The sequence below is a fragment of the Microcoleus sp. Pol1C5 genome (genome assembly GCF_036701115.1).
GTDB lineage: Bacteria > Cyanobacteriota > Cyanobacteriia > Cyanobacteriales > Microcoleaceae > Microcoleus.
The window spans coordinates 85728-99125 of the sequence record NZ_JAUBQE010000015.1; the positions used below are offsets into that span (position 1 = coordinate 85728).

At 45.6% G+C, this 13398-nt stretch carries 12 protein-coding genes; 9 read left to right on the forward strand and 3 right to left on the reverse strand.

Going from position 1 to position 13398, the window contains the following annotated elements:
- Nucleotides 1-54: 54 nt before the first annotated feature.
- Complete coding sequence (locus QUA23_RS10955) at nt 55-567, forward strand: phosphoribosyltransferase (protein WP_333075942.1); 513 nt, start codon at nt 55-57, stop codon at nt 565-567.
- A 228-nt stretch (nt 568-795) separates the two neighbouring features.
- Here QUA23_RS10955 and dxr read toward each other — a convergent pair whose 3' ends face one another.
- On the reverse strand, nt 796-1986 hold the full coding sequence (gene dxr / locus QUA23_RS10960) for a 1-deoxy-D-xylulose-5-phosphate reductoisomerase (RefSeq protein WP_333075941.1): 1191 nt from the start codon (nt 1984-1986) through the stop codon (nt 796-798).
- 127 nt (nt 1987-2113) lie between these two features.
- Between dxr and QUA23_RS10965 the strand changes: the two genes are divergently transcribed.
- Both QUA23_RS10965 and QUA23_RS10970 read left to right on the forward strand, forming a co-directional pair.
- Nucleotides 2114-3697 (forward strand): DUF2079 domain-containing protein, encoded by a 1584-nt coding sequence (locus tag QUA23_RS10965; protein WP_333075940.1) that lies wholly within the window; start codon nt 2114-2116, stop codon nt 3695-3697.
- A 9-nt stretch (nt 3698-3706) separates the two neighbouring features.
- On the forward strand, nt 3707-5143 hold the full coding sequence (locus QUA23_RS10970; protein ID WP_333075938.1) for a DUF2079 domain-containing protein: 1437 nt from the start codon (nt 3707-3709) through the stop codon (nt 5141-5143).
- A 79-nt stretch (nt 5144-5222) separates the two neighbouring features.
- Here QUA23_RS10970 and cas6 read toward each other — a convergent pair whose 3' ends face one another.
- On the reverse strand, nt 5223-6260 hold the full coding sequence (gene cas6 / locus QUA23_RS10975; RefSeq protein WP_333075936.1) for a CRISPR-associated endoribonuclease Cas6: 1038 nt from the start codon (nt 6258-6260) through the stop codon (nt 5223-5225).
- Nucleotides 6261-6653: 393 nt separating this feature from the next.
- Between cas6 and QUA23_RS10980 the strand changes: the two genes are divergently transcribed.
- From QUA23_RS10980 to QUA23_RS11000, 5 genes are all read left to right on the forward strand, one after another.
- Entirely contained in the window at nt 6654-7016 is a 363-nt protein-coding gene (locus tag QUA23_RS10980) for a ferredoxin thioredoxin reductase catalytic beta subunit (RefSeq protein ID WP_333068224.1), read from the forward strand.
- Between the two features lie 147 nt (nt 7017-7163).
- On the forward strand, nt 7164-7571 hold the full coding sequence (locus QUA23_RS10985; protein ID WP_333075935.1) for a DUF309 domain-containing protein: 408 nt from the start codon (nt 7164-7166) through the stop codon (nt 7569-7571).
- A 317-nt stretch (nt 7572-7888) separates the two neighbouring features.
- Nucleotides 7889-8359, forward strand: coding sequence for an LptA/OstA family protein (locus QUA23_RS10990; protein WP_333044586.1), 471 nt, complete (start codon nt 7889-7891; stop codon nt 8357-8359).
- A gap of 172 nt (nt 8360-8531) precedes the next feature.
- Nucleotides 8532-9260, forward strand: coding sequence for an LPS export ABC transporter ATP-binding protein (gene lptB / locus QUA23_RS10995; RefSeq protein ID WP_333075933.1), 729 nt, complete (start codon nt 8532-8534; stop codon nt 9258-9260).
- A gap of 80 nt (nt 9261-9340) precedes the next feature.
- Nucleotides 9341-10507 carry an LptF/LptG family permease gene (locus QUA23_RS11000; protein WP_333075932.1) on the forward strand — a complete coding sequence of 389 codons (1167 nt, stop codon included), beginning with the start codon at nt 9341-9343 and terminating at the stop codon, nt 10505-10507.
- A 173-nt stretch (nt 10508-10680) separates the two neighbouring features.
- Here QUA23_RS11000 and QUA23_RS11005 read toward each other — a convergent pair whose 3' ends face one another.
- Nucleotides 10681-12048, reverse strand: a complete 1368-nt coding sequence (locus tag QUA23_RS11005) for a hypothetical protein (protein WP_333075931.1) — start codon at nt 12046-12048, stop codon at nt 10681-10683.
- A 465-nt stretch (nt 12049-12513) separates the two neighbouring features.
- Here QUA23_RS11005 and pgl point away from each other — a divergent pair, with 465 nt between their 5' ends.
- On the forward strand, nt 12514-13233 hold the full coding sequence (pgl, locus tag QUA23_RS11010; RefSeq protein WP_333075929.1) for a 6-phosphogluconolactonase: 720 nt from the start codon (nt 12514-12516) through the stop codon (nt 13231-13233).
- Nucleotides 13234-13398: the final 165 nt, after the last annotated feature.

The following is a 13398-nucleotide window of genomic DNA, read 5'->3' on the forward strand; positions in this document are numbered from 1 at the left end:
GTCATTTTCCCCAAAATAATTAATAATACCTTTGATATTTCAATAATATTAGGAATGAGTGACCTTTACGTTTCTTGGTCTGAGTACCATCGGAAAATTGAGGATTTGGCTGTAAAAATTGAGGAATCTCAGTGGAAATTCGATCGAATTGTCTGTCTGGCGAGGGGAGGGCTGCGCGTTGGGGATACTCTGTCGCGGATTTTCGGCAAACCTCTGGCGATTTTAGCGGCCTCGTCCTATGGTGGGGCTGACGGAAATGTCCGGGGTGCGATCGAGTTTGCCCGCGATTTGACAATGGTGGGCGATAATTTGGGCAGCCGCATTCTCCTGGTTGACGATTTGGTGGATTCGGGAATTAGTTTGGATCAAGGTATCGCTTGGCTCAAGAGTCGCTACGGCGAGGATATTCAGGAAATTCGGACTGCTGTGCTTTGGTACAAGGCTTGTTCTGTGGCGAAGCCGGATTATTATGTAGATTATTTGGCTGACAATCCTTGGATTCACCAACCTTTTGAAATGTACGAAAAGATGAGTGCGGCTGATTTGGCGGCGCAAGTTGGGAGTTAGTGTATAAAAGGCTAAAATCAGGTCAATTTTTTATAGGTTTTGGCGATATCTTGCACTTTTTGGCATAGTCCGCCAGGGGTTAAAAACCCCTGTCTCATAGCTAAAGTCCTCTGAAAGAGGACTGGATATTTATCAAGGTTGGGCAGTCGGTTTCAACCGACTTTAGCTATGAGACGGGGAATTAATTCCCCGGCGGGCTTGTGGGTAAGCACCAATCTGCTGATACCATTAGCGAACCGAAAGAATCCGATCGCCCAATTCCATACTATCTGCCAAAACTTCCTGCCGCGCCCACCTATCTGCGGCCAAAATATCGTCTAAACCAGGACTTTCACAGTTATCGGTTTGATGTTTGTCGCACGCCTTTTCAATCAACTTTGGAATATCCAAAAACTGAATCTTCTCCTGCAAAAATAGCGCTACTGCCTGTTCGTTTGCCGCATTGAGTACCGCCGGCATAGAACCGCCCGCACGTCCCGCCGCATAAGCCAACTGCATACAAGGATACTTTTCGTGGTCTGGTTCTCGGAAAGTTAAATCTCCAGCTTTTACCAAATCCAGCCGTTCCCAATCTGTATGAATTCGCTCCGGCCAAGACAAAGCATAAAGCAGCGGCAAACGCATATCCGGCCATCCCAATTGCGCCAAAACTGAGGTATCTTGCAGCTCAATTAACGAGTGAATTATGCTCTGAGGATGGATGACAATATCAATGTCGTCATAATCCATTCCGAACAAGTAATGAGCCTCTATTACTTCTAATCCTTTATTCATCAAAGTAGCAGAATCGATCGTGATTTTCTGCCCCATCGACCAATTCGGATGTTTCAAAGCATCGGCTACTGTTACTCCTGCTAATTTGTCGATCGGCAAATCTCGAAAAGAACCCCCCGAAGCAGTGAGAATAATTCGCCGCAATCCGCCAACCATAACACCTTGGAGACACTGAAAAATTGCTGAATGTTCCGAGTCAGCAGGCAATATTTTAACGCCGTATTTTTCGATTAAAGGGTTGACAACGGGGCCCCCTGCGATTAATGTTTCTTTATTGGCTAAGGCGATATCTTTGCCTGCTTTGATAGCCGCAATTGTTGGCAGCAAACCGGCACAGCCAACTATGCCCGTGACGACGGCTTGAGCGTCACCGTATTGGGCAACTTCGACAACGCCTGACTCGCCAGCAAGTAAAATAGGTTGAGGGTCGAGATCTGCGATCGCCTCCTTCAATTCCTGTAATTGATCTTCGTCGCAAATAGCGACAATTTCCGGTCGAAATTGGCGAATTTGCTGGGCCAGCAACGTTACATTTCGTCCGGCGGTTAACCCGACAATCCGAAATTGATCGGGGTATTGAGCTACAATATCCAGAGTCTGAGTGCCGATGGAGCCTGTGGAACCGAGAAGAGTTATTGCTTTCACAATTTTTTAATGTTTTGTGGATTATTCTAATATTACGATTGCGGGGATAAAAATTAGTGGTTAACTATTGCGTGGAAAGCACATTCGATGGAATCATATTTTGAGTGACCACCTAGTGCCAAATTTCATGCAGAATAGGGAAAATTTTGCTGATGACCGTGAGGACATCAGTGTCTCGATCGCCGAAAATATAGAGGAAGGTCGATCGCAGCTACCGTCGAGTTTGGTTTGGGCGATCGCTACTGCTGCGGCAATTTTCTTTGTGTGTAGCAGTTTACGGCACGCTTTATTCCAATCCACTGCTTTCGATTTGGGAATTTTTGACCAAGCAATTTACTTAATCAGCAAAAACCAAACGCCTCTTTCTTCTTTAATGGGGATTCATATTTTGGGCGATCACGCAGCGGTAATCTATTATCCGCTAGCTTGGCTGTACAAAATTTCCCCGGATGTGCATTGGCTGCTGTTGGTACAAGCAGTTGCATTATCCCTGGGCGCTTGGCCTAGCTGGAGTTTAGCGCGTTTGGCAGGTTTAAATCAAGAACAATCCCGTGCGATCGCATTAATTTATTTGCTCTATCCGGTGGTATTTAACATCAATTTATTTGATTTTCATCCGGAAGTAATCGCTTTACCCGCACTTTTGGCAGCAATTTTGGCGGCGCGTTTAAATAAAATTGTGTGGTTTTGTACCGCTATTGTGTTAGTTCTCAGTTGCAAGGCGGTTTTGTCCCTAACCGTTGTTGCTATGGGTTTCTGGCTGTTTTTTTGCGAAAAAAAGCAACGGTGTGGGGCGATCGCACTTTTGCTAGGTGCAGCTTGGTTTTTGATAGCTTCCCAGAAAATCATCCCCTTCTTTAGCGGCAGCGAAGTCGCTGGAGTCGGGCGCTACAGCTATTTAGGCAAATCCGTACTAGAAATTATCATCAATCTCATATTAAAACCCCAGTTAGTATTAGGAAAAATTCTTTCATTCGATACATTCAAATATTTATTTCTCCTCACCTTACCTGTGATTTGGCTGCTATTGCCATTCTCTGGCAAACTACGCCTACAATATTTAACAGCGCTAATTCCTGCCCTCCCTACCCTGCTGATCAATATCCTCTCTGACTTGTCATTTCAACGCAGCTTAGCCTATCAGTATTCAGTGCCTGTAATTCCATTTTTATTTTTAGCAGTTATCGCGAAGGAAGAAACAAGGAGAAGGGAAGAAATAAAAGGCAACAAGGAAGAGGATAAAGTAAATAAGCAACATTTTTTAACATGGGTCAATTTGCCACAATTTAAAAACTTCCGAATTTCTCAACTTTGGCAGGGAATTCAATTGCCGAGAATCATGATAATTTGGTCATTACTAATTTTCCTATGTGTGGGCGAATATAAAGATTTTTATCTGTACCTAAATAGAGTAGATACCTGGCAAGCTACACGCGAAGCAGTCGCACAAGTTCAACCCCAAAGCAGTATTTTAACAGATAATAGACTTGCCCCTCACTTTACCCACCGCCCCATAGTAAAATTGCTGTCACAAATTTCTCCCCAAACAAATTTAGCTGAATTTCAATACATATTATTAAACCTGCGCCATCCCTGGCCCGATACTGAAAAACTTGGTGCTACGTTAGCAAATAAACTTAAAACTTCTCCCGATTTTAAATTGACTTATCAAAAAAACGAAGTCCTGCTATTTAAACGAAGGGCTGATTAAACCAATAAAATGCTAACTTTAAAACCCCTAAAATCTCATCCAGTATTTTTAATGATTGTCGTGACAACGATAGTCTTATTTGCCACCAGCAGCGCGCGGCACGCTTTGTTTCAGTCAACTGCATTCGACTTAGCAATTTTTGACCAAGCAATTTATTTAATCTCCCAAAACCAAACACCATTTTCCTCTTTAATGGCAATAAATATTTGGGGGGATCACGCTGCTTTTATTTTCTATCCACTAGCTTTACTTTACAAAATATATCCAGATGTTCACTGGCTTTTTTTAGTGCAAGCTGTTTCCCTAGCTTTAGGCGCTTGGCCAAGTTGGAGTTTGGCACGTCAAGCGGGATTAAACGAACGAAAAGCAATTGCAATTTCAGCCGTATATCTGCTTTATCCCGCAGTATTTAATGTCAATCTTTTCGACTTTCACCCAGAAGTAATTGCTTTGCCAGCACTGCTAGCAGCAATCTTAGCCGCGAGGCTGAATAAAACCTTGTGGTTTTGTGCTGCGATTGTATTAGTTTTGAGCTGCAAAGCCGTGCTATCTTTAACTGTGGCTGCGATGGGTTTGTGGTTATTGTGTTTTGACAAAAAACGCAATTGTGGACTCATAGCTTTATTTCTAGGCGCGGGCTGGTTCCTGGTAGTTACTCAGGCAGTTATACCGTATTTTAATCAGGGAAGAGAACACGCGGGAATCGGGCGATATCAATATTTGGGAAACTCGGTTTTGGAAATTGCTATTAATTTAATAGTGAAACCCAATATAGTTTTAGGGCGTTTCTTTTCTTTAGAAACTTTTGAATATTTAGCGTTATTGCTATTACCAGTAATTTGGTGGCTGTCCCCGCGTCATCTGTCATCTTTAATTAGTGCTGTGCCGATGTTGGCGATGAATATTCTTTCGGATATCCCCGCTCAGCGGGATTTAATTCATCAATATTCTGTGCCGATATTGCCGTTTTTGTTGGTGGCCGTAATTTCCAGTTTAGCATATAGCAATCAGCAAAAGGGAAAGACAATATTTGATAGATTGCCACTTCCTAACTATCCATTGCCTAGAGTCATTGTAATTTGGTCGTTGATTGCTTTCTTAGCTTTAGCGAAATACGGCTATTTTTGGACTATTTATTTAAATGGGATCGACACTTTGCCCGCTACCAGAGAAGCAATTTCTCTTGTTGAAACCAAAGGCAGTGTTTTAACAAATGCTCAGATTGCTCCGCACTTAGCGCACCGCCCTGTAGTAAGATTAACTCAGGCTAACGCGCCGCCTGCAAATCTCGCAGAATTTGATTATGTATTGCTGAACCTCAGATATCCTGGCTGGATGAGCGATCGAGCTTTTATGGAAAACCTCATAACTAAACTAAAAAACAACCCTAAATTTCAACTCAAATATCAGCAAGACGACATATATCTATTTACTAAGAGTCATTAGTCATCAGTCATTAGTCAACATTCAACAGTCATTCCCAATGTCCAATGCCCCATGCCCCATGCCCCATGCCCCATGCCCTCTAATCTTCCACTTTCAAAGCCCTTCTTGCCAACTTCACGTAAGTTTTCACAGTTTCATAAGGCATTTCCAAATCAGCAGCAATATCCAACAAAGATTCCCCCAATTCCCGGGGCGCCAAAATCGTCACCCAAGTTTCAGCAATCTCAGCAGCGCGACTTCCGCCTGTACGCTTTCTGTGCGCCATAAACTTCTGTGTCAATTCATCTATTCGCGCCGCCAATACACTTTGTATCGATACTTCAGGTAGCGCTTCTGTCAACCATTGCGATCGCGTTTGTCCCAATCCAAAAGTTGTTTTGTGGCCCGTGCCGCAATAAGGCGCTAACCGCCCCAAAGCATAAAATAATTGTACAAAATCAGGACGATTGTGAGCCGATCGCACTAGCCCAAATTCCACAGCCCCAGTGAACCCGGTTACCATGCCTTTTTTGCCCGCCGCTACCTTTTGCGACTCCAATTTGTGGCGGCTAATAATTGCATTTTCATCAATCCAATTCAAAAATTCTGCTTGGTCAAAATTTACCACCGAAAAGTTATTCCAGCGGCGCAAATAGCTGTGAAAAACATTTTCGGTAACTGGCAAAGGGAAGTGATGACCTTTGCTACGAAAGCTTGTAGGAGTAACAAAACTAAGTTTGATGGTTGGCGAAAATGGGGGTTCTGCTGTTAATAATTGCTGGTAAGTTGTGGGCACAAAAGCAATATCCCAAGAGCGAATTAGCACGGGAGAATTTCGCAAATCTATCTCTTCGGGCAAATTTTGCAGCCACTGACTCAGCCACTGCACTACTGGCTTTGAAAGTCCTGTTACGTACCAGCGATAAATTCGATCGCCCAAAAGCTGAAATTCTTTGCCACCAGGGAGCAAATCACCTTCCAATCCCGAAATAGTAAAGGCTTTTTCTGACTGTTCATCGTGCAAAAGTTGCGATAAATCCGGGTCAGTTTGCTGTACTTGACCTAAAAACCAAGCGTGCAAACCTATAGCATACTGCGCGTACAGATAGCTAGCAGCGCGGGGAGCCAATTCAAACACTAATCCGACTAACTCGGTGCCCGCCCGCCAAATCAGCCCAGACGGAGAAGATTTTAGATCGCGGATGCCGGTTCAGTTCGGCGAAGTAGCCATCAGATGTCACTAACAGGGACAGGGCTGTGCTATTTTATCCGATTTTTATCCCCTTTGGGGGATGATTGTTGAGGGCGATGGACCGCCCCAATCTTTTGGGTACTCCAAAAACCAGGTCTGCCGCCAGTTTCGCGCACCGTCCGGGATAGACAAAAACCACTAAAAAACCAACAACCTAAAACTCAATCTTTGTCAAGGTTTTCCTCCTTGTAAGTAAACAGAAATATACAAGTGTTTAAAATCCTATTCTGCGCTACAATTGTCAAAAGCTCGTAGCATCCTCAACTCCGATCCTAAACTATGAACACAACAGAAAAATCTAAACTCTCCAACGAAAAAACTTTGGAGGCGATGAAGAATTTCTCCGAAACCTACGCCAAGCGCACCGGAACTTACTTTTGTTCTGAACCTTCTGTCACTGCTGTGGTCATAGAAGGACTAGCAAAACACAAGGATGAACTAGGCGCTCCCTTATGCCCTTGTCGCCATTACGAAGATAAAGAAGCCGAAGTAAAAGCCGCCTACTGGAACTGTCCGTGCATTCCCATGCGCGAGCGCAAAGAGTGTCACTGTATGTTATTTCTGACGCCAGATAACGATTTCGCGGGAACTACTCAGGAAATAGGAATGGATCAAATTCAAGCTGTCAGAGACACTATGTAATTGGTTAAGTAGGCGGTCGTTAAATGGCAGTAGTTTTGAAAACAGGTCGTGATTTTTCCTATTTTTAAGACTTAGCTATTAAAAAACAATCGATCGCCGCCTACTCAAACACACATCCGCCATAGAAAATCCCCAATCCCCAATCGAATGACAGAGGAAATCCCGCTCGAATTTGGCCAAGGTATCGAACAGTTTAACAGCCAAGAATTTTACGCTTGTCACGATACTTTAGAGGCTTTGTGGATGGAAGCAGGCGAGCCACAAAAAAAGTTTTATCAGGGAATATTGCAAATTGCGGTCGCGCTTTATCACTTAGGAAATCAAAACTGGCGCGGTGCAGTAATCTTGCTGGGAGAAGGAATAAATCGGCTCAGTTATTATCAGCCGAGTTATGCCGGAATTGCCGTTGAAGAGTTGCTCGGAAAAAGTGCTAAACTTTTGAGCGCTTTGCAACAAGCTGGCCCGGAAGAAGTAGCTAAATTTGTACCGTTGTTCGCAGGTAGAGAAGTGGCAGGCTTACAATTGCCGCGAATTATAAAAGTACCAAAAAGTTAAATAAAGGTTAAATAAATGTTGGTATTAGGGTGTGCAGCAGACTTGGCCTTTACACAGAGGAGGGCTGCCTTTCTTGCCCGCTGTACAAGCAGATTGATTGGCTGTGGAACAAGCATCTTGCCAGTTCCCGGTTAAGACAGTTGCAGCCACTCAGCAAAATAGCGAATTAAATTCGCTGTTGTCTTGCTAGGATAATTGGTTGAGACTCTCGGGTCAATCGATCGACAAGCGCGAAAATCTTTCTGGCCGTTAAGATAAAATACCTAACTGGAGATCGTGCCCTTCAGCAATTTCACAAATTTTGAGGCTCCAAGCTTATGATGCCCTCCGCTAAACTACTCAATTCCCGAATATTCAAAGGATTATCGCTGCTTTTGCCCCTCACTCTGGCAGGCGCGATCGCCTCTCCCACCTACCCGCAAGCCGGGCCGCCCCGCACTCTCAGCGTGCGATCGGACATTCAAGAAGCCGACTCCAAAACAGGCATCGTGACAGCCCGCGGCAACGTCCAAATCAACTATCCAGCCCGCCAAATACAAGCAACCGCAGCTCAAGCTCAATACTTCAGCCGCGAGCGCCGCATCATTCTCAGCGGAGATGTTTACGTATTGCAGCAGGGCAACAGCCTGCGCGGCGAAACCATAACATACCTCATCGACGAAGGGCGGTTTATTGCCCTGCCAGACAACCCAGGACAGGTAGAATCTGTCTATCTGGTTGCCCCGGAACAAGATGCGGCAGCCCAAAATGCAGTTGGCTCCCAACGTCCAACTACAGCCCCCCGGTAACAGTGGCTCGCAGCAGCGAAATTTCGCCTCAGCCAAAACATACTACTTGGGATAGATGCGAAATTTCGTCTTTATAAGACTAACAAAATTGAAAAGGTAAAATTAAAATTAGAGACTCGATCGCACAAACCCGCAGTCTGAAATTTAGCTTGTAGAGGTTGCCTCGGCGAAAATGAAAATTGTACTCGAAAATATTCACAAATCTTACGGAAAACGCAATGTAGTCAGTCGCGTCAATCTTTCGGTAAGCCAAGGAGAAATCGTAGGACTGCTCGGCCCCAACGGTGCCGGCAAAACCACAACATTTTACATAGCAACCGGATTAGAAAAACCAAATCAAGGAACTGTTTGGCTAAACGATTTAGACATCACTAAATTGGCGATGCACCAGCGAGCGCATTTGGGAATTGGCTATCTCGCTCAAGAAGCAAGCATTTTCCGGAACATGAGCGTGCGCGACAACATTTTGTTAGTCCTAGAACAAACTCAAGTGCCGCGCTGGGAATGGCGCGATCGAGTCGATTTCCTATTGCAAGAATTTCGCTTAGAAAAAATAGCATCTAGTTTGGGAATTCAAATATCGGGGGGAGAAAGGCGACGGACTGAACTAGCCAGAGCATTAGCCGCAGGGCGAGACGGGCCCATGTTCCTATTTTTAGACGAACCGTTTGCAGGCGTCGATCCAATCGCCGTAGACGAAATTCAAACCATTATTGCTAAACTGCGCGATCGTAAAATCGGCATCCTCATCACAGATCACAACGTCCGAGAAACCCTCGAAATTACCGATCGAGCCTACATCATGCGAGACGGTCAAATTTTAGCCTCCGGGGCGGAAGAAGAACTCTACAGCAACCCTTTAGTGCGACAGTATTACTTAGGTGACAACTTCGTGCGATAGTCTTTTGAAGGCATTCCCCATGGCCATAATTTTAGATTTGAGATGTTAGATTGAGGAGCAAACTGCAAAAAGCCCAAACTATGAAAATAGCAATATCCAATTCTTTGAATCCCATCAACTGGCTGCCGAGAATTTCAGTAATGGACTGGTACATTACCAAAGAACTAATCGGGCCATTTCTCTTTGGCGTCGGACTCTTTACATCCGTCGCCGTCACAGTTGGAGCTTTATTTGAATTAGTCCGCAGAGTAGCAGAATCCGGCCTCCCCTACAGCGCAGCCATAGAAATTTTTCTCCTGCAAATTCCCTACTTTGTAGTATTGGCTTTCCCGATGTCGATGCTGCTAGCAACCTTAATGGCCTACAGCCGAATGTCCAGCGACAGCGAACTCATCGCCCTCCGCAGTTGCGGAGTCAGCGTATACCGATTGATACTGCCTGCTGTGATAATGAGTTTGGTTGTTGCAGGCTTCACCTTTGCTTTGCAAGAGTTAGTTGTACCCGCCGCCAGCTACAGAGCTACTGTGACTTTAGACAGAGCCCTGAAGCGAGAAAAACCGACATTTCAAGATAGAAATATTATCTACACAGAATTTCGCAAACCCGAAAAAGGCGGCGACGAAATCCTGGCCCGCTTTTTTTATGCAGAACAATTTGACGGCCAGCAAATGAAAGGTTTAACAATTATCGATCGCTCTACCCCAGGCCTCAATCAAATCGTTTCTTCAGAATCAGCTACTTGGAATCCCTCAGAAAATACCTGGGATTTTTTCAACGGAACCGCTTATATAGTAGCTCCTGATGGCTCTTACCGGAATATAGTTAGGTTTCAACACCAGCAATTGCAGCTCCCCCGCACGCCCTTAGATTTAGCGGCTAGAGTGCGGGATTTCAAGGAAATGAACATTGCCCAAGCTTTAGAGCGTTTGGATATCATTAAAAACAGTGGCGACGAACCGCAAATTCGCAAATTAAAGGTGCGAATTCAAGAAAAATATGCTTTTCCTTTCGTGTGCATGGTCTTTGGTTTAGTGGGAGCAGCTTTGGGAACTCAACCGCGCCGCTCCGGTCGAGGAACGAGTTTTGGTATTAGCGTAGTTGTGATTTTCACTTACTACGTATTTTCTTTCATGACCAGTTCTATGGGCGTGAAAGCTGTTTTGACTCCGATTCTGTCGGCTTGGCTGCCGATTATGTTTGGCTTGGGAATCGGGGGATTGTTGTTGGTGCGGGCTGCCGCTAGGTAAGTTTTACCGCTAACATTGAGAATGGGTAATTCGGAACTTGTACTGCCCTTCCACTGCCTTCGGCTCCCTTCCCTTCGACTACGCTGAGGAGAACCGAAGTCGAAGGTCATGAACCGCGTAGCCTAAGTCTTGGGAATTGATAATATCGTTTTCATGACCGAATTGCCTTCATTTTAAGGATTAGAAAAAGTATTGATTTCGCCACCGCCAATGTAGCGTCCTGGAGCCAGGGAGCGGGGTGTAGCAAAAGTTTGAGGTTGAATGGGCTGCACGCCCTGATTTGTATTTTGGGGAACAACTCCAAAGTTAGGTGGATCAGGCAAATTAAGCTGACTCGGTGGAGGTGTTTGAAATTGAGAATTGGCTGAATTGGGAGAGAATTGAGGGCTAATTATCTTGCTTCCCCCAATCCCACTTGGAAAGGGAGATGGAGCGACATTTGGCAGTAGAGGTGTTGGCGAGGGTAGGGCTACTGGAAATGCCACAGGTTGAACTTCAGGTGCAAATCCTGAACCCGATAAATTAGTTTGGTAGGGGTTTTTTGGCAAAGCCACCGTTGGAGCCCCTGCATTAATTTCGGGGAGGGTCGGTAATCGGGAAGTTAACCCCGCCAATGGTTCAGGGACTGTAGCTGTCGGTTGTAAGAATTCTTGAGATTCCTTGCTCACAGTATTTGTCGGAGCCACAAGTGGGGAAAGTGCTGTGGGAACATTCACAGGATTTGCTCTACTTTGAGCTGTAGCGGTCGTTGGGAGCAAATTTGTCGCATTTACTGCAGCCGGATCGGAAGCCGGTCGATCGAGCAATGTAGCCGAGTCTGCTGTTTTCTCAACCGAAGCCGCCGTTGCCGAAGTGTTAGCAACGACGTATTTTTTCATAGCTGCTTGCAGCGGACTCAAAGGCAGAGAATTTTCCTTTTGTTTACCTGAATTAGCATTACTCGCCGCCTGCGATAAAGTTGCTGTCGCTGTACCCTCAGACTCAGGCTCGATCGTTTTTATCCCGGAAGTCAGTCTCCCACTGCTAGATAAACTCAATGCTGATGTTGCGTTGGAACTTGGCAAGCTGGAATTTTGGGGGTTATTGTTTCCGGTCTCGACAGCAGGATTTGCTAAATTTGGCAAGGAGAAAAATCCGCTGCTTCCTACTCGCTTGGGGGCGGAATATGGCTGAGGAGTTTCTAAGCCCCGATCTCGAAGTTCCTCGAATAAACCTTGGCTTTTTACTACTGATGAATTTAACAAGTTCAGTTCAGAAGCAGTAGAGCCATTAAACTGATTGACTAGCACTGGTGAGCTGTCGATTTCAGCCGCAATCGCGGTATCTTCAGCAGATAGTCCCGATAGCGAAGCTGGATTGTTTGTGGCTACTTCTTCTTCGCCATCTATGCTCAACCTTTCTGGGTTTACAGAGACCTCCCAGATAAATAACCCCCCCGCACACAGCACGGCTAAGGGAGCCCAAACCGCCGGTTGGGTCCAGTGGCGCAACCGCGCTATTAGATAGCGGACAGATGTAGGAAATCGCTTAAAAATTGACATAGTTTTGCTTTCATCCGAGCGTGCGGATTTAAAACTATTTTTCCTAGTCTACCACATCAATCTTGATTATTTTTGCTATGCCGGGGTAAGCGCGATCGGGAGCATCTCGGTTTTACTTTTACTGTCGGTGTGCGATCGTCCGGCTCGCTATATTTATAGACTTTGCTGTGCGGGACGGATCGCACTCCCAAAAAACGCTTTTTACTTTCTGCAGAAATGCTCCGACTAAGATCAAAATTTTGATTGAAAGTTGCGAAAGCTCAATGCAATCGGTGAAAATATCCATAAAGCACTGGTATAAATATGTCTTGCTTGCCTTAAATCAAGGGGCATAAGATGATAAAATATTATGGGATGCGGTGTCCTGTCTGCCGAGTCTGTCAGCAGATCGACCTCAAACCAAAATGTCAAGGTAAAATTGGCAATTGCTGAGAACAACACCCAAGGAAAGTTGAGAGGAAATTAATGAAAAAAGTAGTTGAAGTATTAGCAAATCGGGAACAACTAATAGATCGATCGCTGGAAATTGTGCTGTCGACAATCTCACAAGCCATAGCAGAACGCGGACTTTGTACGATCGCCTTAGCGGGCGGAAGCACACCAGAACCGCTCTACAGAGCGATCGCAGCCCAAAACCTGCCTTGGGACAAAATTCACGTTTTCTGGGGCGACGAACGCTACGTTCCCCCAGAACACCCAGACAGCAATCAAAAAATGGCGCGCCTCGCGTGGCTCGATCGAGTAAATATCCCCGCCAGCAACATCCACCCCATGCCCACAGGCGCCGGCGACCCCGCAGCCGACGCTGCGGCGCACCAAACCGAATTGCAGCAGTTCTTCAAAGTATCCGAGGGCGAGTTTCCTGCCTTCGACATCATTCTATTGGGCATAGGAGACGACGCCCACACAGCATCTCTATTTCCCGGCACAGCAGCCTTGGAAGTCCGCGACGCCCTAGTAACTGTGGGCAACAAAGACGGTCAACCCCGTATTACCTTTACAGTCCCCTTAATCAACCGGGCCCGGTGCGTCATCTTCATGGTCGCAGGAGCCAGCAAACAACCCGCCCTAGCTCAAATTTTTGCCCCAGCAGCCGACGAAATGACTTATCCAGCCAGACTCGTTCAACCAGAAGGCGAGCTTTGGTGGCTGCTCGATGCGGCTGCTGGCTCCTCCGTAAAATAGCCGACAGAGCCGCAAGCGTGCCAACACAGTCAGCATTATCACTAACTCAATCTTGCCCATCACAGCTAACGTCACGGCGTCAGCTCAGTTGCTAGTATTAGCGAAGCAATATAAGAATTGTGGCGGTTAAAGTTAAAATTTGACCATATACACGAGTATTTTTAT